This is a genomic window from Pseudomonas sp. B34(2017) (genome assembly GCF_002112915.1).
GTDB lineage: Bacteria > Pseudomonadota > Gammaproteobacteria > Pseudomonadales > Pseudomonadaceae > Aquipseudomonas > Aquipseudomonas pharyngis.
The window spans coordinates 631259-654662 of record NZ_NEJA01000003.1 but is presented as its reverse complement, the minus strand read 5'-3'; the positions used below and the strand labels follow the sequence as shown (position 1 = coordinate 654662).

Here is a 23404-nt window from a genome sequence, read left to right as displayed (position 1 = left end):
TCCTTAAGCCGCATCGCGCTTGGCTTCGTTGCGGTAAGCCTCTACCGCCGCGATCAAGGCCTGAAGAATTTCCGCGCTTTCGCCGATCACCGACAGATCGGCACGCTTGATCATGTCGCAACCCGGATCAAGGTTGATCGCCACCACCTTGTCGCAGGCACCGATGCCTTGCAGGTGCTGGATCGCCCCGGAAATCCCGACGGCCACGTAAACCCGCGCGGTGACCCAGGTGCCGGACGCGCCGACTTGACGGTCGCGGGCCATGAAGCCATCGTCCACCGCCACCCGCGAAGCGCCTTCGGTGGCACCGAGGGCCGCAGCGGTCCTGTGGAAAAGCTCCCAGTCCTTGACCCCGTTACCGCCGGAGAAAATGAACTCGGCCTCGGCCATCGGAATCGCCGCCGGATCCACCGCCACCGCGCCCAGATCCTCGATCCGCGACAGGCTGCGCGCGACGGGTGTGGATAACTCAACCGGCAGCGCTTCGTGACGGGTTTCGCTGACCGGTTCGGCACATTCGGCGGACGCCAGAATCAAACGCGCCACCGGGCGGGCCAGATCCTGCAACCCCGCACCGGCGCGGCCGATGCACTCCTGATCCTTGACCTGCCACACCCGTGTCGCCGGGCGCTCGCCCAGCGCAGCCGCGAAGCGCCGCCCGAGTTCGCCGCCACCGCTGCGACTGTCCGGCAGCAGCCAGTGACGCGGGTTGAACTGGTTATCCACAGCCCGCAGACCCTGGATCCGTTGCTCCGGTGCATAACCGCTGAATTCTTCGCCTTCCAGTACCAGCAAGCGGTCAACGCCTGCGGTGGCGAAAGCGTTTTCCTTGTGCTCGCCGAACACCACGGCCAGCACCGCGCCGTCGCTGCCGGCCAGCTGATGAGCCAGACCGAGCAGGTCACGGTCATGGCTGCTCAAGCGGCCACCGACCATGTCGGGCACCACGCTGATATAGAACGCCGGGGCCGGCACCTGATGCAGCGGCAATTGCACTTCGACCGCGGCCGAACGTTTGACCGCCCCGCCCTGCTGGGCGCCGCTGCGGTCGATGCGCTTGATGCCGTTCGGCCCGATGAAGCCGATGCCGTGCAGGTTCTTGCGGATGATCCCGTTAGGGCCCATCCAGCTGTGTTGCGCCGGTTGCATGGCCGCGTGCAGCGGGTGCAGACGGTTGCGTGCGATCCATTCGGCGCGGGGGTCGCGGCGGATAATGTCGCTCATCAGTGGGCCTCCGCAGGTTCACGTTTGGCCGGGGTGGCAGGCTTGTTCGGCGCGGCGTCTTCGAGCAGCGCGTCGGCCACCAGTTCGGCGATGTCCTTGATCAGCGGACGCGGTTCAACCACGCCTTCGAGCATCGCCGTGCACTGTGGACAACCCACGGCCACCAGCTCGGCGCCGGTCTCGCGAATGTCTTCCATGCGCATGTCGGGGATCCGCTGCTTGCCCGGAATGTCAGTGATCGGCGCCCCGCCACCGCCGCCGCAACAGCGCGAACGGAAGCCGGAACGTTGCATTTCCTTGATCTCGATGCCGAGGGCGCGCAGCACTTCGCGCGGTGCCTCGTACTCGCCGTTGTAGCGGCCGAGGTAGCAAGGATCGTGATAGGTCACGCTGTTGCCTTTGTGCTGTCCGAGGTTCAGCGCGCCGGCCTGGATGATTTCCGCCAGATAAGTGCTGTGGTGCTGCACGAGGTAGTTGCCATCGAACGCGCCGTACTCGTTTTTCAGCACATGAAAACTGTGCGGATCGCAGGTGACGATGCGGTTGAAGCTGTATTTGGCCAGGGTCTGGATATTGCGTTTGGCGAGCAGCTGGAAAGTCGCTTCGTCGCCAAGACGCCGGGCCACGTCGCCGCTGTCGCGTTCTTCCAGCCCCAGTACCGCGAAGTCGACCTTGGCCGCTTTCAGCACTTTGACAAACGCACGCAGAGTGCGCTGGTTACGCATGTCGAAGGCACCGTCGCCAACCCAGAACAGCACGTCGGTGGACTTCTTCTCGCTGAGCAGATTGAGGTTCAGGTCCGCCGCCCAGTTCATCCGCCCGCCCGGAGCGAAACCGCCAGGGTTGTCGGTGGCAATCAGGTTTTCCAGGACTTCGGCGCCCTTGTTCGGGGTAGCGCCTTTTTCCAGAGTCAGGTGGCGGCGCATGTCGACGATGGCATCGACGTGCTCGATCATCATCGGGCATTCCTCGACGCAGGCGCGGCAGGTGGTGCACGACCACAGGGTTTCGGCATCGACCAGGCCGTTGACGATCGGTTGATGCGGATTGCCGCCGTGTTCGCCCACCGGTTTGCCGGGATAAGGGCTGCCGGCGAACTTGGCATCGGTGCCGCCGGCGAGGCCGACGACCATGTCCTGAATCAGTTTTTTCGGGTTCAGCGGCTGGCCGGCGGCGAACGCCGGGCACGCCGCTTCGCACTTGCCGCACTGCACGCAGGCGTCGAAACCAAGCAACTGGTTCCAGGTGAAATCCTTGGGTTTCTCCACGCCCAGCGGCGCGGTCGGATCATTCAGGTCCAGCGGTTTCAAACCGGTGGAACGGCCGCCGCCAAAGCGTTCGGCGCGACGGTGCCAGGCCAGGTGCAGGGCACCGGCGAAGGCGTGTTTCATCGGGCCGCCCCAGGTCATGCCGAAGAACAGTTCCGACACGCCCCACAGCACACCGATCCCGAGAATCGCTGCCAGCACCCAGCCGCCGAAGTTCTCCGGCAGGATCCCCGCCACCGGCAAGGTCACCAGGAAGAACGAGGCCGAGAACGCCAGCAGGCTTTTCGGCAGGCGCATCCACGGGCCTTTCGACAGCCGCGACGGCGGGTTGAGCCGACGCCGATAAACGAAGATCGCCCCGACGAACATCACCGCCGTCATCAGCAGCAACGCGTAGCCAAGGATCCGGTTATGCAGGCCGAAACCATGCACCAGAATCGCCAGCACGATCGACGCCACCGCACCGCCCGCCGTGGCGACGTGGGTGTTGGCGATGTATTTGTCCCGCGCCACCACGTGGTGCAGATCGACCATGTAACGCTTGGGCATGGCGAACAGGCCGCCGATCAGATCGACCTTCGAGGCCCGGCCCCGGCGCCACATGGCCACCCGCCGCAACGCTCCCAGCACCGCGAGGGCCAGGGCTGCGAACAACAGGATTGGAAGAAGGGTGTTCAACATGGTGAAGCTCCCAAAGACCGCAGGGTCAGTGATCGTTCCCACGCTCTGCGTGGGAATGCAGCCCGGGACGCTCTGCGTCCCAAGAGCGGACGCAGAGCGTCCATTGATGCGTTCCCACGCAGAGCGTGGGAACGATCAGGCCTAGAGCGTTTAGAAGTCTTTGCACAACCGCAGGGCGTCGTAGATGGCGGCGTGGGTATTACGCTGCGCCACGCAGTCACCGATGCGGAACAGCAGATAACCGTCGCCGGTGCTGCTCAACGAAGGTTGCGGCTGGATCGCGAACAGCGCCTCGACGTCGATCTGGCCCTTGTTGCGCGAGCCGTCCTTGAGGGCGTAGTAGATTTCCTCGTCCGGGCGCACACCGTTCTCGACGACCACCTGATCCACCACCCGCTCCTCTTTGGCGCCGGTGTATTCGTTCTCCAGCACGGCGACGAGTTTGTCGCCTTCGCGGTAGACCTTCTCCAGCATCATGTCGCCGGTCATGATCACTTCTTTCGGGTACATGCTGCGGTAGTAGGTCGGGAACGACGTACCACCGATGGCCACGCCCGGCTTGATGTCGTCGGTGACGATCTCGACTTGGCTGCCCTTGTCGGCGAGGAAGTCGGCCACCGACATCCCGGTGAACTCGCAAATGGTGTCGTAGACCAGCACGTTCTTGCCCGGCGCGACCTTGCCGTCGAGCACGTCCCAGCTGCTGACGACCAGCCCTTCAGCGGCGCCCCAGTGTTCGTTCTGTTCCAGGTACGGGTGGCCGCCGACCGCCAGCACCACGATGTCCGGACGCAGGTCCATGATGGTGTCGGCGTCCGCCGCAGTGCCCAGACGCAGGTCGACTTTCAGCCGCGCCAGTTCCAGCTGGAACCAGCGGGTGATGCCGGCGATCTGGTCACGCTGCGGCGCTTTCGAGGCGGTAGTGATCTGGCCGCCGATGAATTCTTTCTTCTCGAACAGGGTCACGTCGTGGCCACGTTCGGCCGCCACACGGGCCGCTTCCATCCCCGCCGGGCCGGCACCGACGATCACCACCTTGCGTTTCGGCCCGGTGGATTTCTCGATGATGTGCGGCACGCCCATGTATTCACGGGAGGTCGCGGCGTTCTGGATGCACAGCACGTCCAGACCTTGATACTGACGGTCGATGCAGTAGTTGGCGCCGACGCACTGCTTGATCTGGTCGACCTGGCCCATCTTGATCTTGGCGATCAGGTGCGGGTCGGCGATGTGGGCGCGGGTCATGCCGACCATGTCGACGTAACCGCCCTCCAGGATCCGCGTGGCCTGGTTCGGGTCCTTGATGTTCTGCGCGTGCAGCACCGGAACCTTGACCACTTCCTTGATCCCGGCCGCCAGGTGCAGGAACGGCTCCGGCGGATAACTCATGTTCGGAATCACGTTGGCCAGGGTGTTGTGGGTGTCGCAACCCGAGCCGACGACGCCGATGAAATCGAGCATGCCGGTGTCGTCGTAATACTTGGCGATCTGCTTCATGTCTTCGTGGGACAGACCGTCCGGGTGGAACTCGTCACCGCAGATGCGCATGCCGACGCAGAAATCGTCACCGACCTCGGCACGCACGGCTTTCAGGACTTCCAGACCGAACTTCATCCGGCCCTCGAAAGTGCCGCCCCATTCGTCGGTCCGCTTGTTGACGCGCGGGCTCCAGAACTGGTCGATCATGTGCTGGTGCACGGCTGACAGTTCGACGCCGTCCAGGCCACCGGCCTTGGCGCGGCGCGCGGCTTGCGCGTAGTTGCCGATCACCCGCCAGATCTCTTCCGGCTCAATCGTTTTGCAAGTGGCGCGGTGTACCGGTTCACGGATGCCCGACGGCGACATCAGGGTCGGCCAGTGGAAACCGTCCCAACGGGAGCGACGGCCCATGTGGGTAATCTGGATCATGATCTTGGCGCCATGCTTGTGCATGGCGTCGGCGAGATTCTGGAAGTGCGGGATGATCCGGTCGGTGGACAGGTTCACCGAACTCCACCATTGCTGCGGGCTGTCGATCGCCACCACGGACGAACCGCCACAGATCGCCAGGCCGATGCCGCCCTTGGCTTTCTCTTCGTAATACTTGACGTACCGCTCGGTGGTCATGCCGCCGTCGGTCGCGTACACCTCGGCGTGCGCGGTGCTGAGCACGCGGTTGCGGATGGTCAGTTTGCCGATCTGGATCGGCTGGAACATTGCTTCGAAAGCCATGGCGGGTTCCTCGACTTACAACGGCTTGACGGTGAACAGGCCGTCGTCGTGGCCTTCTTCGGAGCCACCGTAAACCTGCTCGGCCACGGTGCGGATCTGGCTGCCGCGAGCGGCGAGAATCTGGTCCATGGCACCGGCAAACCAGCCGGTGAACATGTAGTCGACCTTGCGCCCGACCTTGCCGTAGACGTAGACGAACGCCGAGTGTTCGAGCTTGACGCTGGCGGTGCCTTTGTCGAGGTCGATGTCCTGGATCTTGAACAGGCCCCAGCCGCGCTGCGACAGGCGCTTCATGTAGTGTTCGAACACCGCGACGCCTTCGAGGCCGTGGCACTCGGCTTCTTTTTCACACCAATGCCAGGCGGACTTGTAGCCAGCCTTGTAGAGGATTTCGGCATAGGCGTCAGCGCCCAGCACTTCCTCGATGCCCATGTGGTTGTTGACGAAGAAATGGCGCGGCACGTACAGCATTGGCAGGGCGTCGGAGGTCCAGACACCGGTCTCGCTGTCGACTTCGATTGGCAATTGCGGGGCGATCTTGGCCATGGAAACTTAACTCCAGAAAAATTTTGGTGTTGCCCCCGGCGCGGACGGCCGGGGGAAAGTATTCGGGAAGCGGCGGCTTATTCGCCCCAGACGTCTTTGAGGACGTTCACCCAGTTTTCGCCCATGATCTTGCGTACCACGCGCTCGGAGTGGCCGCGCTTGAGCAGGGTTTCGGTCAGGTTCGGGAACTCGCCGACGGTGCGGATGCCCAGCGGGTTGATGATCTTGCCGAAGTTGGTCAGACGGCGGGCGTAGCCCTTGTCGTGGGTCAGGTATTCGAAGAAGTCCTGACCGTGACCCTGGGTGAAGTCGGTGCCGATGCCGATGGCGTCTTCGCCGACCAGGTTCATGGTGTATTCGATGGCTTCGGCGTAGTCGTCGATGGTCGAATCAATGCCCTTGGCCAGGAACGGCGCGAACATGGTCACGCCGACGAAACCGCCGTGGTCGGCAATGAACTTAAGCTCTTCATCGGATTTGTTGCGCGGGTGCTCTTTCAGCCCCGACGGCAGGCAGTGGGAATAGCAGACCGGTTTTTTCGATTCGAGGATGACTTCCTCGGAGGTCTTGGAGCCGACGTGGGACAGGTCGCACATGACGCCGACACGGTTCATCTCGGCAACGATTTCGCGACCGAAACCCGACAGACCGCCGTCACGTTCATAGCAACCGGTGCCCACCAGATTCTGGGTGTTGTAGCACAACTGCACGATGCCGACGCCGAGCTGCTTGAACACCTCGACATAGCCGATCTGGTCTTCGAACGCATGGGCGTTCTGGAAGCCGAAGAGAATGCCGGTCTTGCCCTGCTCCTTGGCTTTGCGGATGTCGGCGGTGGTGCGGACGGGGATCACCAGGTCGCTGTTTTCACGAATCAGTTTCTGGCTGGCAGCAATATTGTTGACCGTGGCCTGAAAGCCCTCCCACACCGACACGGTGCAGTTGGCCGCCGTCAGACCGCCCTTGCGCATGTCTTCGAACAGCTCGCGGTTCCATTTGGCAATGATCAGACCGTCGATAACGATGCTGTCGGCGTGTAATTCGGCTGGGCTCATCAGGCGTCCCCTTATTGGCGATTCATGCGCCGAATCGTCTGCCGGCGCTTTGGGGCCAGCATATGCCTCGGTGCGCGACCAGCCGGGTGCAAAAACGACAGGGGAATTGCCGAAAGCGTCAATCCGCGACAAAGGGTCGCCAACCGGTCCGACCGGCCACCTGTTCAAGCCCGCGAGCTTGAGCCAGAATCTGCCGCATCCCGGAAACACCACTGGATTAGAGCGGCGACATCAATGAAATCGATCTTCCTGGCCCTGGCCCTGATTGCGACCGGCGTACACGCCGCCGAAGAGTCCGACAACAACCCGTGCGACGCGGTGGAAAACGACATCCAGACCCTGGAATGCTCGACCTACAGCCGCACCACCGCCGAGGACCTGCTCAAGGACAACTACGCCAGCCTGAACGAGCGCATGCAGACGGCCTACGGCAAGAACCCGGCGCAACTGGCCGACATCACCGCCAAACTCAAAGCCGCCCAGCAACAATGGCTGAAGACCCGCGACGCCGACTGCGCCGTCGAAGCCTTCCCGGCGACGGACGGCAGCAAGGCGTTCAAGATTGCGCAGAATGACTGCGTGGCGCGGATGAGTGACGAGCGGTCGGAGTTTTTGGAGTCGATCGGACAGGAGTAATCGCTTATTCACCGGAGAAAGCTGGAAGTATTTTCAGCTTTCTGATGCAAAAGAACCTTTTCCCACAAAGCGTTCAGATTTGCCCCACAAATCCTGTCTGAAGCCTCTGTTCTCGGGGCTTTTCATGAAACATAGCGTCAAGTTTTGTTTATTGGCCACCTGAAAAATATAAGCAAAGATTCGCAAATCTTATAAAAGACTTATATTCTGCCATGAACAGCATCCACTGGACTCGAAAGGCCGTTAAGCAACTCCTGAAATTGCATTCCGCTCATCAGCGTCAGGTCAGAGATGCCATCACGGTGCTTACTGACATGCCTGATGTGGGCAATGTGAAAGCACTGGTTGGTCATGACTACGCCTATCGGCTGCGTGTCGGTAATTACCGCGTCATGTTCGACTGGGATGGCGCGATCAAAGTGGTCAGTATTCAAGAGGTAAAAAAACGCGATGAACGCACTTACTGACATCCAAATCATCAATGATTCCGAGGGCAAACCCGCTTTCGTAGTCATTCCGTACGCGCAATATGTGGCGCAGAAAATGGAGCCTGACCTGATTCCCCATGAGGTGGTCAGTCGCATTGTCGACGGGGCAACTCCAATCAGGGCCTGGCGCGAACATCTCAACCTGACCCAGGAAGAAGTGGCTCGGCGAATGGGCATTTCGCAGCCGGCTTTTGCCCAGCAGGAAACCGTTGCGAAGCCGCGCAAGGCCACTCGCGAGAAGATTGCAGCGGCGTTTGGTATCACTGCCAACCAGCTTGAGCTGTAAGCTGCACCTCTTCAGCCAATCAAGGGATTCACATGAACATCTGCGGTATCGAAATCAAAGGCAGTGAAGCGATCATCGCCGTGGCGTCCCTCGACGGTTCGGTGCTGAGCCATGTGGCGCTGAACACCAAGAAAATCGCGCTGGACGATGACGACGAGGCGGCCAACGTCAAACTGTTCGCCGCGCAGGTCGCATCGTTCGTGCGCGAGAACTCCATCGATCGCATCGCGATCAAGAAGCGCAGCAAGAAGGGCGAGTTTGCCGGTGGGCCGACCACGTTCAAGATCGAGGGTGTGTTTCAGTTGCTGGACGGTTGCGAGGTGACGCTGCTGTCGCCGCAGACGATCAATGCCCAGGCCAAGAAGCACAATTTCGAGCTGCCGGGCACGCTGAACAAGTATCAGCATGAAGCCTACAAGGCAGCGTGCTCGGCGTTGGTGAAGAAGTAGCTAGCGCGCTTTACGCGTGCTCAGCCAGTCGCCGAAGGACTTGTCTTCCAGCGCATAGCCACCACGGCTCGACTTCCACACCAGCTCCTTGTCGCGCAGGGCATCGATGCAGGCCTGAATGGTCTGGGTGCCCGGCACCACGTCGCTGCCCAGGTTTTCCAGTGCCTTGCTGACGGCCGTGAGCGTGCTGTCTGTGAACGGCGCGAATGGCTCGTTGTTCTGTGAGCGCTCCACCATCACCTCCAGCACGGCGCGCTGAGGGATGGTCAGAGCGTTCCACGCGCTCTCGAACTCGGTCCATACGCCTGCGCGCAACAATTCGGCACGGCTTTGCAGCAGTTGCCCCAGATTGCTGGCCTCGCCCAGCTCCAGCGCGACTTCGCCGATGATGGTGCGCAACATTTCCGGGCGTCGCCCCACCAATTCAAAGGCGTCGTCGATATCGGCCGCGCTGAACTGGTTGGTCTCGGCCAGATGGGCGTTGAGGTGCAAGGTGTACGCTTGGGTGAACTCTTTTCCCAGCAGCGGAAAGGGCGTGATGCTCGAGCCGAAAAACGGTTGGCTCTTGCCCAGCACCAGATGGGCGAGTTTGTCGCGATTGGAACCGGTGAACACCAGATGCAAACCGCTGCCCTCGCCTTCCCGTCCCTGGTTGAGCTGATCCCGTGCAGCCTTAAGGGCAAACATCGCGTTGATGCCTGCGGCGGTGGTGAGTGCGTGCTGGGCCTCATCGATCACCAGCACTACGGATTTTTCGGCGGCGCTGTGGAGCAGTTCCAGCGCTTGCGTCAGGGTCGCGCCGGCCGGCAGTTGCGGCTTGGTGAAATCCCAGGACAAGGTGCGCAGAAAGCTGAGTTTTTCGATGCCGATATTCTTCGCCAGTTTGCGGATGCCCTTTTCAAAGGGGACCAACGCACCTGCAATGGCATTGGCGATCAAGTCAGCAGGGTCTTTTTCCTTGTCGGCCCACAGGTCGACGTAAACCGTCAGCCAGCCTCGGGCCTGGCATTCCGGGATCAGATCCTCGCGCAGAAAGGTACTTTTGCCTGTGCGACGCGGCGCAGCCAGAAAAAGACCGGAGGTGAAATCCTGCAGACCTGCACCCACCAGACCATCGGCAACGCTGCGGGCCAGAGCGGGGCGGCGGAAGACGAAGCCGTTGTTTCGGGACATGGTTTTACACTCAATTATTCAAACGACTGTAATTTATACCTGAAAGTATAATTAACTATAATCGTCCGTCAAACGGCCTCCCGTCGCCGATCCTCCCGTGGACACCGGGCAAACTTCGCCCGGTAGCTGCGGGTGAAATACGACGGGGATTCAAACCCGCAGGCGATGCTGACTTCCAGCACGCTCATGTCGGTCTGGCGCAACAGCTGCCGGGCCTTTTCCAGCCTTAAGCGCAGATAGAAATTGCTCGGTGTGTCGTTCAGGTGCAGGCGGAACAACCGCTCCAGTTGCCGCCGCGTCACCTTGATCGATTCCGCCAGTTCCAGGGTGGTCAGCGGCGGTTCGCTGTGCTGCTCCATCTCGCCGATCACATGCACCAGCTTCTTGTTGCTGATGCCGTAGCGCGTGGCAACTTCCATGCGCTGGTGGTCCTTGCGCGGACGAATCCGCCCCAATACAAACTGCTCGCTGACCTGGATCGCCAGCTGCGGGCCGTGGGCCTGGGCAATCAGGTCGAGCATCAGGTCGATGGATGCGGTACCGCCGGCAGAAGTGATGCGCCGACGGTCGATCTCGAACAGCTCCTGGGTGACGCTGAGCTGTGGATAAGATTCCTTGAAGGCGTCGATGGCCTCCCAGTGCAGGGTCAGGCGATGGCCATCGAGCAGACCGGCTTCGGCGAGGACGAAGCTGCCGGTGTCGATGGCGCCGAGGGTCACGCCTTCGTTGTCCAGCCGTCGCAGCCAGTGCTCCAGCGCCGGGGTGGCGAACTTCAGCGGTTCAAAACCGGCGACCACCAGCAACGTCGCCCCTTTCTTCAGAGGCTCCAGCGCCGCATCGGCGTTGACCGACATCCCGTTACTCGCCAGCACCGCCCCGCCATCGGCGCTCAAGACGTGCCAGCGGTACAGCTCGCCGCGAAAGCGGTTGGCCACCCGCAGCGGTTCGATCGCAGAGATGAAACCGATGGCGGAAAAACCCGGCATCAACAGAAAGTAGAAATCCTGGGACATGGCGCGCACTCGGTCAGCGGGTAGCGTGCAACGTTGATACGCCAGTTGTCGGCGGCATTCAAGAGCACAGGTCGCTGCAGTGCAAGAGCTGGTCGCCGCAGTGCGTTTTTACGGGGGCATTGCTGCGTAATTTGAGCATCACCGGCGCACAGACACCGGAACCCACAATAACGACCTGCCGAGGAACCCGACATGAAACGACTGATCAGCAGCTGTGTTCTCGCACTCAGCGGTACCGCGTTTTTAAGCGCCAGTGTCATGGCGGCCGATTCCGCATCGTGTCAGAACGTGCGCATGGGCGTGGTGAACTGGACCGACGTGATCGCCACCAGTGCCATGGCCCAGGTTCTGCTCGACGGCCTCGGCTACAGCACCAAACAGACCAGCGCCTCCCAGCAGATCGTCTTCGCCGGCATCCGCGACCAGCGTCTGGACCTGTTCCTCGGCTACTGGAACCCGCTGATGACCCAGACCATCACCCCGTTCGTCGAGGCCAACCAGGTCAAGGTGCTTGAAGCGCCAAGCCTCAAGGACGCCCGCGCCACCCTCGCCGTGCCGACCTACCTGGCGGACAAAGGCCTGAAAACCTTCGCCGACATCGCCAAATTCGAGAAAGAACTGGGCGGCAAGATCTACGGCATCGAGCCCGGCTCGGGCGCCAACACCCAGATCAAGGCGATGATCGCCAAGAACCAGTTCGGCCTCGGCAAGTTCCAGCTCGTGGAATCCAGCGAGGCCGGCATGCTCGCCGCCGTCGATCGCGCCGTGCGCCGCAAGGAGGCCGTGGTGTTCTTCGGCTGGGCGCCGCACCCGATGAACGTCAACGTGCAGATGACTTATCTGACCGGCAGCGACGACGCCCTCGGCCCGAACGAAGGCATGGCCACCGTATGGACCGTCACCGCGCCGAAATACGCCGAACAATGCCCGAACGTCAGTCGCCTGCTGAGCAACCTGACGTTCACCGCCGAAGACGAGAGCCGGATGATGCAGCCGCTGCTCGATCACAAGGACGCTTTCGAATCGGCCAAACAATGGCTCAAGGATCACCCGCAGGACAAACAGCGCTGGCTCGAAGGCGTCACCACTTTCGATGGCAAACCGGCGGCTGAAAACCTCCAGCTCACCAGCAAATAAACCGCAACGAACGAACCACTTCGCAGCCCGCCACGGGCTGCGAACAGACCCATCACGCCTGAAGGAAAACGCACCATGAATCACGACGTCATCATCACCTGCGCACTCACCGGTGCTGGCGACACGACCGCCAAAAGCCCACACGTGCCGGTCACCCCGAAACAGATCGCCGCAGCTGCGGTGGAAGCGGCCAAGGCCGGCGCCACGGTCGTGCACTGCCACGTTCGTGACCCGCAGACCGGCAAGTTCAGCCGTGACGTGGCGCTGTACCGCGAAGTCATGGAGCGCATCCGCGAAGCCGACGTCGACATCATCGTCAACCTCACCGCCGGCATGGGCGGCGACCTGGAAATCGGCCCTGGCGAGAGCCCGATGGAGTTCGGTCCGAACACCGATCTGGTCGGCCCGCTGACCCGTCTGGCCCACGTCGAAGAACTGCTTCCGGAAATCTGCACCCTGGATTGCGGCACCCTGAACTTCGGCGACGGCGACACCATTTACGTTTCCACCCCGGCCCAACTGCGGGCCGGTGCCAAGCGCATCACCGAGCTGGGCGTGAAGGCGGAGCTGGAGATTTTCGACACTGGCCACCTGTGGTTCGCCAAACAGATGATCAAGGAAGGCCTGCTCGACAACCCGTTGTTCCAGCTGTGCCTGGGCATCCCGTGGGGTGCGCCGGCCGACACCACCACCATGAAAGCCATGGTCGACAACCTGCCCGCCGACGCGGTGTGGGCCGGGTTCGGCATCGGCCGGATGCAGATGCCGATGGCGGCGCAAGCGGTGCTGCTTGGCGGCAACGTGCGGGTCGGCCTGGAAGACAACCTGTGGCTGGACAAAGGCGTGCTGGCGACCAACGGCCAACTGGTCGAACGCGCCACCGAAATCCTCAGCCGCCTCGGCGCCCGCGTGCTGACCCCGGCTGAAGGTCGCAAGAAGATGGGTCTGACCCAGCGCGGCTGAAATCACCCTTTCCCCCGGTGGGCGGGCCATTGACGCCCACCGTTTTTTTGCCTCATTCCAGGAAGTGACCATGAGCTTTATCACCGAAATCAAAACCTTCGCAGCACTGGGCAGCGGCGTCATCGGCAGCGGCTGGGTCGCCCGCGCCCTCGCCCACGGCCTCGACGTGGTGGCCTGGGACCCGGCGCCGGGTGCCGAAGCGGCGCTGCGCAAACGCGTGGCCAACGCCTGGGGCGCGCTGGAGAAAAACGGTCTGGCGCCGGGCGCGTCGCAGGATCGCCTGCGCTTTGTGGCGACCATTGAAGAGTGCGTGCGCGATGCGGATTTCATCCAGGAAAGCGCCCCGGAACGCCTCGAACTGAAACTGGATCTGCACAGCAAAATCAGTGCGGCGGCCAAGCCGAATGCGTTGATTGGTTCCAGTACTTCCGGCCTGTTGCCGAGCGAGTTCTACGAGAGCTCGACCCACCCGGAACGTTGCGTGGTCGGTCACCCGTTCAACCCGGTTTACCTGCTGCCATTGGTGGAAGTGGTCGGCGGCAAGAACACCGCGCCGGAAGCGGTTCAAGCGGCGATGAACGTCTACGAATCCCTCGGCATGCGCCCGCTGCATGTGCGCAAGGAAGTGCCGGGATTCATCGCCGACCGCCTGCTCGAAGCGCTGTGGCGCGAGGCGCTGCACCTGGTCAACGACGGCGTGGCGACCACCGGTGAAATCGACGATGCGATCCGCTTTGGTGCCGGTCTGCGCTGGTCGTTCATGGGCACGTTTTTGACCTACACCCTGGCCGGAGGTGATGCCGGCATGCGCCACTTCATGTCGCAGTTCGGCCCGGCGTTGCAGTTGCCGTGGACGTACCTGCCGGCACCGGAACTGACCGACAAGTTGATCGACGATGTGGTGGACGGCACCAGCGATCAACTGGGCCGGCACAGTATTTCGGCGCTGGAGCGCTATCGTGATGATTGCCTGCTGGCGGTGCTTGAGGCGGTGAAGACCACCAAAGAGAAGCATGGGATGAGTTTCAGCGAGTAACCGATCGCTCCCACGTCGAGGCGTCGAACCGTCTGCGTGGGAATGCAGCCCGGGACGCTCTGCGTCCCAGAAGCGTGACGCAGAGCGTCACAGGAGGCGTTCCCACGCAGAGCGTGGGAACGATCGCATCAGGAGAAAATATGCCCACCCTCACCACCTACCAAACCCGCATCATCCGCGACTGGGTCGACTACAACGGCCACCTGCGCGACGCCTTTTATCTGCTGATTTTCAGCTACGCCACCGACGCCCTGATGGATCGTCTCGGCATGGACAGCAACAACCGCGAAGCCAGCGGCCACTCGCTGTTCACCCTCGAACTGCACCTCAACTACCTGCACGAAGTGAAGCTCGATGCCGAAGTCGAAGTGCGCACGCAGATCATCGGTCACGACCAGAAACGCCTGCACCTCTATCACAGCCTGCATCTGGCCGGCGGTGACAAGGAGCTGGCCGGCAACGAACAGATGCTGCTGCACGTCGACCTGGCCGGGCCGCGTTCCGCGCCGTTTACCCCGGACACCCTGGGCCGTCTGCAAGCCATCGTCGCCGAGCAGGCCGATCTGCCCGCCCCGGCTTACATCGGCCGGGTCATCGCCCTGCCCCCAGCCCGGTAAATCCATCCCTCACAAGGAGCCGCCATGCAAACCGCCGTTGCCGTTGCCGATTTCCGTACTTATCCGTTGATCAGCGCGCTGAACGGCGTGCAGAACCTGGCGGATCGCGTCCTGATCGAATGGGCCGACGGGCGTGTCAGCCCGTTTCACCACGTGTGGCTGCGTGACAACTGTCCGTGTCCGCACTGCGTCTACAGCGTCACCCGTGAGCAGGTGTTCGAGATCGTCGATGCGGCTCCCGACCTGATGCCATCCGCGGTGCACATCGACACCGATGGCTGCCTGCGTATCGACTGGCAGGACGGCCACCTCAGCCGCTTCGATGCCGGCTGGTTGCGCGCCCACGCCTACGATGATGAATCGCGCACCGAACGCCTCGCCTCCAGGCCGAAACCCTTCCTGTGGCGCAGTGATTTGCAGTTGCCGGTGTTCGACTATGCGGCGCTGATGAACGACAACGCCGCACTGCTGCAATGGTTGCTGGCGGTACGCGACATCGGCCTGACCCAAGTGCGCGGCGTACCCACCGAACCCGGTTCGCTGAAGCTGATCGCCCAGCGCATTTCGTTCATCCGCGAGAGCAACTTCGGCGTGCTGTTCAACGTGCAATCCAAGGCCGACGCCGACAGCAACGCCTACACCGCTTTCAACCTGCCATTGCACACCGACCTGCCGACCCGCGAGCTGCAACCGGGCCTGCAATTTCTGCATTGCCTGGTGAACGACGCCGAGGGTGGCGAGAGCATTTTCGTCGACGGTTTTGCGATTGCCGAAGCGTTGCGCCAGGAAGATCCCGCGTCGTTTCAGGCGCTGTGCGAGATCCCGGTGGAGTTTCGCAACAAGGACCGCCACAGCGACTATCGCTGCCTCGCGCCGGTCATCGCCCTGGACGCGTTGGGCCGGGTCGCGGAAATCCGCATGGCCAACTTTTTGCGCGGGGCGTTCGACACGTCCGTGGAGCAAATGCCCCTGCTGTATCGCGCTTATCGGCGCTTCATCGCCATGACCCGCGAGCCACGCTTTCGGGTGATGCAGCGGCTCAATCCGGGCGAGTTGTGGTGCTTCGACAACCGCCGCACTTTGCACGCGCGAAATGCGTTCGACCCGACCACCGGGGCCCGGCATTTTCAGGGCTGCTACATCGATCGGGATGAATTGCTGTCGCGGATTCTGGTGTTGCAGCGCTAAACCGCGTCATCGTTCATCGCCAGCAGGCTGGCTCCCACAAAGAGCGCATTTCAATGTGGGAGCCAGCCTGCTGGCGATGAATGCACCTCGATTTACCTCACACACAGGCAAAAAAAACCCCGATACAAGCCGTGACAGGATCGGGGCGAGGGTACTGTTGAGGAGCTGCCGTGGCGAGGGTGACCAAACCTTCGTGAAGCGAGCTGAGGCCAGTGTGCCCACTCCCCTTGACGGCGAGTTAGCCGAAAACGACCTGTTCATAGCCGTCGCGGCCACTGCGACAAATCGCCCTTGCCGTGCCTGGGCAGGCCTACCAGAATCGAGCCACGACCTCCGTTGCCGAAGAAGGATTCGCGTCATGATGTATGCCGATTTGATCGATCAGGAAGACCTGTTGGGCCAACTCAAGTCGTTGGGTTTTCAAGTGCCGAGCGGTTCAACTGCCGAGCAGGCCTGTGAGTATGCGGTGCGCGGTCTGGATAACGTTCGCGCCTTTGAACTGCGCAAGATGGTCAAGGACATGTACACCAGCGGCGCCAGCATCCAGCCTGCAGTGCGTCAGGCCATCGACAAACAATTGTTGCCGGCATTGGCGCAATACCAACAAACCCATAGCGCCTGACGTTACTCACCTGATCGTTCCCACGCTCTGCGTGGGAATGCCTCAACGGACGCTCCGCGTTCGGCCTTTTGGGACGCAGAGCGTCCCGGGCTGCGTTCCCACGCAGACGGTTCGACACCTCGACGTGGGAACGATACTTATCAGAGCCTTACACTGGCGAATGTGGATTCGTTGCGTGCCTGGCTCAGCGCCGACATGGGCCCGGACAGCGGCGACATCACAATGGCCTGCGGCAGCGGCATCATTGCCACCTGCTGGGTGGTGTTGGAGCCGACGCGCTCGTCACGCGGCGGAATGCCGAAGTATTCGCGGTAGCACTTGGAGAAGTGCGGCGTCGACACAAACCCGCAGACCGACGCCACTTCGATGATCGACATCGGCGTCTGCTTGAGCAGTTGCCGCGCACGGATCAGGCGCAGCTTGAGGTAGTAGCGCGACGGCGAGCAGTGCAGGTATTTCTGGAACAGGCGTTCGAGCTGGCGACGGGACACGGCGACGTACACCGCCAGTTCGTCGAGGTCGATCGGCTCTTCCAGGTTGGCTTCCATCAGCGCAACGATTTCCTGCAGTTTCGGCTGGTTGGTGCCGAGCATGTGCTTGAGCGGCACACGCTGGTGATCCTGCTCGTTGCGGATGCGCTCGTAGACGAACATCTCGGAGATCGCGGCGGACAGTTCACGACCGTGATCGCGGCTGATCAGGTGCAGCATCATGTCCAGCGGCGCGGTGCCGCCGGAGCTGGTGAAACGGTTACGGTCGAGGGTAAACAGGCGGGTGCTCATCGCAACACGCGGGAAAGCTTCCTGCATCGCCGCCAGACATTCCCAGTGCACGCTGCAATCGAAGCCGTCGAGCAGGCCGGCGCAGGCCAGGGCCCAACTGCCGGTGCACACGGCACCGAGGCGGCGTGACTGCCGCGCCTGGCTTTGCAGCCACGACACGTGTTCACGGGTAACGGTACGTTGAATGCCGATCCCGCCGCACACGATGACGGTGTCGAGGGCCGGGGCTTTATGCATGGAAGCGTCGGGGGTGATCTGCAGACCGTCACTGGCCCAGACCTGGCCGCCGTCGACGGTGAGGGTGGTCCAGCGATACAGCTCGCGACCGGACAACTGGTTGGCCATGCGCAGCGGTTCGACTGCGGATGCCAGGGAAATCAGCGTGAAATTGTCCAGCAGCAGAAAGCCGATGGATTGAGGCGCACGGTTCTGGGGTTGAGCCCCGGAGTTGAACGACGTCATCGCGGTATCTCCTCACACAAAGCGGGTGATGGCCTCAGGCGGAGGCTCTTGTTATTGCCATCGTTCTCTTGCGTGAGACGGGCTTTGTTATGACAGAGCAATTGCCATGCCTAAAATTGAATGGCTGTTCAATAACTCCTGAAAACGACGTCGCGACGCGTCTATACAAGCGCTCCGACGAAGGGTAATTCGAAGTGCCATCAGTGGCCGCGAAAGCCCTGCCCCGGAGCGTGTGAGCAAATCGGTAGCACTTGTGGGAACTGGCCTGCGCGCGATTGTCCTACAGTGTCACCGCAGGCACGGGTGACGGACGGTAGCGCCTGCGAATCAGGCGCTGGAGGCAGGAAAGACTCTTATCCGATAGCGACGCGCCAAAAGGTGGCGCGTTTGATATCCGGTGCTCACTTGGTGCGCAGTTTTGACTGGTCCGGCCCCGTCGCTGGCAAGCCAGCGATTGGGGCGACCAGGTATCAGCACTCCACCGCGCTGACCGCCAACCCGCCCCGCGAAGTCTCTTTATATTTGTCATGCATATCCGCGCCGGTATCGCGCATGGTCCGGATCACCCGGTCCAGCGAGATGAAGTGCTGACCGTCCCCACGCAAGGCCATCTGCGCGGCATTGATCGCCTTCACCGCCGCAATCGCATTGCGTTCGATGCACGGCACTTGCACCAGGCCGCCCACCGGATCGCAGGTCAGACCCAGGTTGTGTTCCAGGCCGATTTCCGCCGCGTTGCACAACTGCTCGGGGCTTGCGCCGAGGATTTCCGCCAGACCAGCTGCCGCCATTGCGCAGGCCGAACCGACTTCCCCCTGACACCCGACTTCGGCACCGGAGATCGAGGCGTTCTTCTTGCACAGAATCCCCACCGCCGCCGCCCCGAGGAAGTAGTCGACCACGTTGGCGTCGGTCACCGCCTCGCTGAATTTCATGAAGTAATGCAGCACCGCCGGAATGATCCCCGCCGCGCCGTTGGTGGGCGCCGTGACCATGCGCCCGCCGGCGGCGTTTTCCTCGTTCACCGCCAGGGCGAACAGGTTGACCCACTCCATCGCGCTGAGGGTCGAGCCGATCACGTTGGGCTTGTTCAATTCCTGAAGACTGCGGTGCAACTTCGCCGCGCGGCGGCGCACGTTGAGGCCGCCCGGCAGGATGCCTTCGTGCTTGAGGCCCTGCTCGACGCAATCCTGCATCGCCCGCCAGAGCTTCATCAGGCCGGCGCGAATTTCCTCTTCGCTGCGCCAGACCTTCTCGTTGGCCATCATCAATTCGGCCACGCGCAGGTTGTGGGTCTTGCACAGTTCCAGCAGCTCCACCGCGCTGGAAAAGTCGTAAGGCAACTCGGTGCGATCCAGATCCACCACACCGCTGGAGGCTTGCGCCTCGTCCACCACAAAACCGCCGCCGACCGAATAGTAGGTGTCGCGATGCAGCTCGCCGTGATCGCCTTCGGCAACCAGGGTCATGGCGTTGGGGTGGAACGGCAGGTTCTCGTCGATCAGGCGCATGTCGCGGGCCCATATAAAGGGCACCGACAAACGACCGTCGAGCAACAGCGTATGGGTTTCACGCAGGGCCTGGATCCGCGGGCCGATCTGCGACGGGTCGATCGCGTCCGGCCACTCGCCCATCAGACCCATGATCACCGCGTTGTCGCTGCCGTGACCGACACCGGTGGCCGACAGCGAACCGAACAACTGCACCTCGATGCGACGCACCTGCTCCAGTAGATGTTTGTCGCGCAACGACTCGACGAACAGGGCCGCGGCGCGCATGGGCCCGACGGTGTGGGAACTGGAGGGGCCAATGCCGATTTTGAACAGGTCGAAAACGCTGATAGCCATTGCTGCAGAGCTCCTGAAAGTGCCGGTCCGGGGCATGAAACGCCCGCTGGGGGAGCTGCTACGCTCAAGCTGCGATCCGCCGGAATGCCCGCATCATCGGGCTTTTCCCGGGTCGTTCGGCGTCTGACACCGACGTACTCATGCCCACTAACGCCGTGCCGGTTTCAGCCCGTGTTTTCGCCGTTTTTATGCGGTTCAGATGGCCAGAAAGGGCAGAAAAAAGCTGTAAACGACGTCACTGACACTGGATGCGACCATCCCTGTACTGGATACGACGCACCCTGTAGGCGTCAGATTTTCACTGGTACATGATCGTATCGACTCGATTGCAAGGCGCTGCGGTAGAGCTGTCTCCAGAACGCCATCCAACCGCAACCCATAAGTGCGGTGGTCCAATCGGAACACTGCCAAAAAAAACACCAAGGAGTCCATTCATGAAAGGTTCCCCGTCGTTGTTGTTGGCCGCCATGCTGAGTCTGCCGTTACTGGCTCAAGCCGCAGAACCGGCGCAGTGCAATACCGTGAACTTCTCCGATGTCGGCTGGACCGACATCACCGCAACCACCGCCACCACCTCCGTCGTGCTTCAGGCCCTCGGCTACAAGACCAAGACCACCATGATTTCCGTACCCGTGACCTACAAGTCGCTGGCCGACGGCAAGAACATGGACGTGTTCCTCGGCAACTGGATGCCGACCATGGAAAACGACATCAAGGCCTACCGCGACGCCGGCACCGTGGAAACCGTGCGCACCAACCTCAAGGGCGCCAAGTACACCCTCGCCGTTCCGCAGGCCTTGTATGACAAGGGCCTGCACGACTTCGCCGACATCGCCAAATTCAAGAAGGAACTCGACGGCAAGATCTACGGGATCGAGCCGGGCAACGACGGCAACCGTCTGATCCAGAGCATGATCGACAAGAACGCCTTCGGCCTGAAAGACGCCGGCTTCAAGGTAGTCGAATCCAGCGAGGCGGGCATGCTGTCGCAGGTCGACCGCGCGCAAAAACGCGACACCGCCGTGGTGTTCCTCGGCTGGGCGCCGCACCCGATGAACAAGCGCTTCAAGATTCAGTACCTGACCGGCGGCGATGACTTCTTCGGCCCGGATTTCGGCGCCGCCACCGTGGCGACCAACACCCGCAAGGGCTACGCCGAGGAATGCAGCAACGTTGGCCAACTGCTGAAAAACCTGGAGTTCACCGTCGACATGGAAAGCGAACTGATGGGCAACATCCTGGACGACAAGATGAAGCCTGACGCGGCCGCCAAGGCCTGGCTGAAAAAGAATCCACAGGTGCTCGATACCTGGCTCGCTGGCGTGACCACCATTGACGGTAAACCAGGCCTGGAGGCCGTGAAAGCCAAACTCGCACAGCCTTGAATTAAAGAGGCATCGCTTATGCCGGGCGGGCTAACCGCCCGGGCTGTTTATTCCTTGCATGCGGACGTTCACTACCATGCTGATTGATCAGAAAATCCCTTTAGGCCAGTACATCGCGGGCTTCGTTGAATGGTTGACGCAACACGGCGCCAACACCTTCGACGCAATCGCCGTGACACTGGAAACGATGATCCACGGCGTGACGTTTGCGCTGACCTGGTTCAACCCGCTGGTGCTGATCGGCCTCATCGCCCTGCTGGCCCACTTCATTCAACGCAAATGGGGCCTGACCGCGTTCGTGGTCGCCTCCTTCCTGCTGATCCTCAACCTGGGGTACTGGCAGGAAACCATGGAAACCCTCGCCCAGGTCATGTTCGCGACCCTGGTCTGCGTGGTCATCGGCGTGCCGCTGGGCATCGTCGCCGCGCACAAACCGATGTTCTACACTTTGATGAGGCCGGTACTCGATCTGATGCAGACCGTACCGACCTTCGTTTACCTCATTCCTACCCTGACCCTCTTCGGGCTGGGTGTGGTGCCGGGCCTGATCTCGACGGTGGTGTTCGCCATCGCCGCGCCGATCCGCCTGACCTACCTGGGCATCCGCGATGTCCCGCAAGAACTGATGGACGCCGGCAAGGCCTTCGGCTGCTCGCGTCGCCAACTGCTTTCAAGGATCGAACTGCCTCACGCCATGCCGAGCATCGCGGCCGGCATCACCCAGTGCATCATGCTGTCGCTGTCGATGGTGGTGATCGCGGCACTGGTGGGGGCCGACGGACTCGGCAAACCGGTGGTCAACGCACTGAACACTGCTGATATCGCCCTCGGCTTCGAAGCGGGCCTGGCGATCGTACTGCTGGCGATCATGCTCGACCGTATCTGCAAACAACCCGACGCCAAAGCAGGGGGTGACGCATGAGCATAATTCGCTTCGATAACGTTGACGTTATCTTCACCAAGGATCCGCGCGAAGCACTGAAACTTCTCGATCAAGGCCTGACTCGCAGTGAGATCCTGAAAAAGACCGGGCAGATCGTCGGCGTTGAAAAGGCCAGCCTGGACATCAACAAAGGCGAGATCTGCGTGCTGATGGGCCTCTCCGGCTCCGGCAAGTCGAGCCTGCTGCGCTGCATCAACGGCCTCAACACCGTGAGCCGCGGCAAGCTGTTCGTCGAACATGAAGGCAAGCAGATCGACATCGCTTCCTGCTCCCCGGCCGAGCTGAAAATGATGCGCACCAAACGCATCGCGATGGTGTTCCAGAAGTTCGCCCTGATGCCCTGGCTGACGGTGCGCGAGAACATCAGTTTCGGTCTGGAAATGCAGGGTCGTCCGGAGAAGGAACGGCGCAAACTGGTCGATGACAAACTCGAACTGGTTGGCCTGACCCAATGGCGCAACAAGAAGCCCGACGAACTGTCCGGCGGCATGCAGCAGCGTGTCGGCCTGGCCCGCGCGCTGGCGATGGACGCCGACATTCTGCTGATGGACGAACCCTTCTCCGCGCTCGACCCGCTGATCCGTCAGGGCCTGCAGGATGAACTGCTGGAACTGCAACGCAAGCTGAGCAAGACCATCGTGTTCGTGAGCCACGACCTCGACGAAGCGCTGAAACTCGGTAGCCGCATCGCGATCATGAAAGACGGCCGGATCATCCAGTACAGCGTGCCGGAAGAGATCGTGCTCAACCCGGCGGACGATTACGTGCGCACCTTCGTCGCCCACACCAACCCGCTGAACGTGCTGTGCGGTCGCAGCCTGATGCGCACCCTGGACAACTGCAAACGCATCAACGGTTCGGTGTGTCTGGATCCGGGCGGCGATTCGTGGCTGGATCTGGCCGAAGGCAACACCATCAAGGGTGCGCGGCAGAACGGTTCGGTGCTGAACCTGCAGAACTGGGCACCGGGGCAAGCCGTGGAAGGCCTGGAGCGCAAACCGACGCTGGTGGACTCGAACATCGGCATGCGCGACGCGTTGCAGATCCGTTACCAGACCGGCAACAAACTGGTGCTGCACGACAACAATCATGTGGTGGGGATTCTCGGCGACAGCGAGCTGTATCACGCGCTGCTCGGGAAGAACCTGGGGTAAAGAGAGCAGACACAAAAACGCCGCGAGAGGATCGCGGCGTGATCGTTCCCACGTCGAGGCGTCGAACCGTCCGCGTGGGAATGCAGCCCGGGACGCTCCGCGTCCCAAATCAAAAGCCGAACGCGGAGCGTCCGTTGAGGCATTCCCACGCAGAGCGTGGGAACGATCAGACACAAAAAAGGGGCTCAACTTGAGCCCCTTTGTATTCCCGCACAACGTGCAGGAAAGATCACTTCAC

General features: G+C 61.7%; 22 protein-coding genes. 13 read left to right on the top strand and 9 right to left on the bottom strand.

Annotation, left to right across the window (positions count from 1 at the left end; genetic code table 11):
• Nucleotides 1-3 precede the first annotated feature (3 nt).
• The 5 genes from CAF80_RS12695 to CAF80_RS12675 all read right to left on the bottom strand — a co-directional run bounded on the left by CAF80_RS12695 (nucleotide 4) and on the right by CAF80_RS12675 (nucleotide 6985).
• A complete protein-coding gene (locus tag CAF80_RS12695; protein WP_007959785.1) occupies nucleotides 4-1224 on the bottom strand; it encodes an electron transfer flavoprotein subunit alpha/FixB family protein in 1221 nt (406 codons plus the stop codon).
• Nucleotides 1224-3173 (bottom strand): dimethylglycine demethylation protein DgcB, encoded by a 1950-nt coding sequence (gene dgcB, locus CAF80_RS12690; RefSeq protein ID WP_039768006.1) that lies wholly within the window; start codon nucleotides 3171-3173, stop codon nucleotides 1224-1226. The genes CAF80_RS12695 and dgcB overlap by 1 nt, the downstream gene beginning before the upstream one ends.
• Nucleotides 3174-3323: 150 nt before the next feature.
• Nucleotides 3324-5384: a dimethylglycine demethylation protein DgcA gene (gene dgcA, locus CAF80_RS12685; RefSeq protein WP_064599960.1), complete on the bottom strand. Its 2061-nt coding sequence runs from the start codon at nucleotides 5382-5384 to the stop codon at nucleotides 3324-3326.
• Nucleotides 5385-5399: 15 nt separating this feature from the next.
• The gene (locus CAF80_RS12680) at nucleotides 5400-5930 is read right to left on the bottom strand and encodes a DUF5943 domain-containing protein (protein ID WP_011336290.1); all 531 of its coding nucleotides are present in this window, start codon (nucleotides 5928-5930) and stop codon (nucleotides 5400-5402) included.
• A 77-nt stretch (nucleotides 5931-6007) separates the two neighbouring features.
• Complete coding sequence (locus CAF80_RS12675; protein WP_085667413.1) at nucleotides 6008-6985, bottom strand: dipeptidase; 978 nt, start codon at nucleotides 6983-6985, stop codon at nucleotides 6008-6010.
• A 234-nt stretch (nucleotides 6986-7219) separates the two neighbouring features.
• On the opposite strand from CAF80_RS12675, the gene CAF80_RS12670 reads away from it, so the two are divergent.
• The 4 genes from CAF80_RS12670 (at nucleotide 7220) to CAF80_RS12655 (ending at nucleotide 8844) form a co-directional block, all read left to right on the top strand.
• The gene (locus CAF80_RS12670) at nucleotides 7220-7621 is read left to right on the top strand and encodes a lysozyme inhibitor LprI family protein (RefSeq protein WP_039768003.1); all 402 of its coding nucleotides are present in this window, start codon (nucleotides 7220-7222) and stop codon (nucleotides 7619-7621) included.
• A gap of 212 nt (nucleotides 7622-7833) precedes the next feature.
• Nucleotides 7834-8088 carry a type II toxin-antitoxin system RelE/ParE family toxin gene (locus CAF80_RS12665; RefSeq protein ID WP_085667412.1) on the top strand — a complete coding sequence of 85 codons (255 nt, stop codon included), beginning with the start codon at nucleotides 7834-7836 and terminating at the stop codon, nucleotides 8086-8088.
• Nucleotides 8072-8395 (top strand): helix-turn-helix domain-containing protein, encoded by a 324-nt coding sequence (locus CAF80_RS12660; protein ID WP_085608908.1) that lies wholly within the window; start codon nucleotides 8072-8074, stop codon nucleotides 8393-8395. Before CAF80_RS12665 ends, CAF80_RS12660 begins: the two co-directional genes overlap by 17 nt.
• A gap of 32 nt (nucleotides 8396-8427) precedes the next feature.
• On the top strand, nucleotides 8428-8844 hold the full coding sequence (locus tag CAF80_RS12655; protein ID WP_007959772.1) for a DUF3010 family protein: 417 nt from the start codon (nucleotides 8428-8430) through the stop codon (nucleotides 8842-8844).
• Here the strand turns inward: CAF80_RS12655 and CAF80_RS12650 are convergent, their stop codons facing one another.
• Together CAF80_RS12650 and CAF80_RS12645 are read right to left on the bottom strand one after the other, a co-directional pair.
• Nucleotides 8845-10017, bottom strand: coding sequence for a hypothetical protein (locus CAF80_RS12650; RefSeq protein WP_085667411.1), 1173 nt, complete (start codon nucleotides 10015-10017; stop codon nucleotides 8845-8847).
• Nucleotides 10018-10085: 68 nt separating this feature from the next.
• Nucleotides 10086-11030, bottom strand: coding sequence for a GlxA family transcriptional regulator (locus tag CAF80_RS12645; RefSeq protein ID WP_011336294.1), 945 nt, complete (start codon nucleotides 11028-11030; stop codon nucleotides 10086-10088).
• Nucleotides 11031-11222: 192 nt separating this feature from the next.
• On the opposite strand from CAF80_RS12645, the gene choX reads away from it, so the two are divergent.
• The 6 genes from choX (at nucleotide 11223) to CAF80_RS12615 (ending at nucleotide 16593) form a co-directional block, all read left to right on the top strand.
• Nucleotides 11223-12167 (top strand): choline ABC transporter substrate-binding protein, encoded by a 945-nt coding sequence (gene choX / locus CAF80_RS12640; RefSeq protein WP_039768001.1) that lies wholly within the window; start codon nucleotides 11223-11225, stop codon nucleotides 12165-12167.
• 75 nt (nucleotides 12168-12242) lie between these two features.
• Nucleotides 12243-13130, top strand: a complete 888-nt coding sequence (locus tag CAF80_RS12635) for a 3-keto-5-aminohexanoate cleavage protein (protein WP_039768000.1) — start codon at nucleotides 12243-12245, stop codon at nucleotides 13128-13130.
• Nucleotides 13131-13200: 70 nt separating this feature from the next.
• Complete coding sequence (locus CAF80_RS12630; protein ID WP_039767999.1) at nucleotides 13201-14166, top strand: L-carnitine dehydrogenase; 966 nt, start codon at nucleotides 13201-13203, stop codon at nucleotides 14164-14166.
• Between the two features lie 140 nt (nucleotides 14167-14306).
• A complete protein-coding gene (locus tag CAF80_RS12625) occupies nucleotides 14307-14783 on the top strand; it encodes a thioesterase family protein (RefSeq protein WP_074692115.1) in 477 nt (158 codons plus the stop codon).
• Nucleotides 14784-14807: 24 nt separating this feature from the next.
• Entirely contained in the window at nucleotides 14808-15971 is a 1164-nt protein-coding gene (locus CAF80_RS12620; RefSeq protein WP_074692112.1) for a gamma-butyrobetaine dioxygenase, read from the top strand.
• A 358-nt stretch (nucleotides 15972-16329) separates the two neighbouring features.
• Nucleotides 16330-16593 (top strand): hypothetical protein, encoded by a 264-nt coding sequence (locus CAF80_RS12615; RefSeq protein WP_039767996.1) that lies wholly within the window; start codon nucleotides 16330-16332, stop codon nucleotides 16591-16593.
• A gap of 140 nt (nucleotides 16594-16733) precedes the next feature.
• Here CAF80_RS12615 and CAF80_RS12610 read toward each other — a convergent pair whose 3' ends face one another.
• On the bottom strand, nucleotides 16734-17837 hold the full coding sequence (locus tag CAF80_RS12610; protein ID WP_011336300.1) for a GlxA family transcriptional regulator: 1104 nt from the start codon (nucleotides 17835-17837) through the stop codon (nucleotides 16734-16736).
• 470 nt (nucleotides 17838-18307) lie between these two features.
• Nucleotides 18308-19684, bottom strand: coding sequence for an L-serine ammonia-lyase (locus CAF80_RS12605; RefSeq protein ID WP_039767995.1), 1377 nt, complete (start codon nucleotides 19682-19684; stop codon nucleotides 18308-18310).
• A gap of 434 nt (nucleotides 19685-20118) precedes the next feature.
• Here CAF80_RS12605 and CAF80_RS12600 point away from each other — a divergent pair, with 434 nt between their 5' ends.
• The 3 genes from CAF80_RS12600 to choV all read left to right on the top strand — a co-directional run bounded on the left by CAF80_RS12600 (nucleotide 20119) and on the right by choV (nucleotide 23166).
• A complete protein-coding gene (locus CAF80_RS12600) occupies nucleotides 20119-21069 on the top strand; it encodes a choline ABC transporter substrate-binding protein (protein WP_074692109.1) in 951 nt (316 codons plus the stop codon).
• Between the two features lie 76 nt (nucleotides 21070-21145).
• Complete coding sequence (gene choW / locus CAF80_RS12595; protein WP_039767993.1) at nucleotides 21146-21991, top strand: choline ABC transporter permease subunit; 846 nt, start codon at nucleotides 21146-21148, stop codon at nucleotides 21989-21991.
• A complete protein-coding gene (gene choV, locus CAF80_RS12590; protein WP_011336304.1) occupies nucleotides 21988-23166 on the top strand; it encodes a choline ABC transporter ATP-binding protein in 1179 nt (392 codons plus the stop codon). Before choW ends, choV begins: the two co-directional genes overlap by 4 nt.
• Nucleotides 23167-23404: the final 238 nt, after the last annotated feature.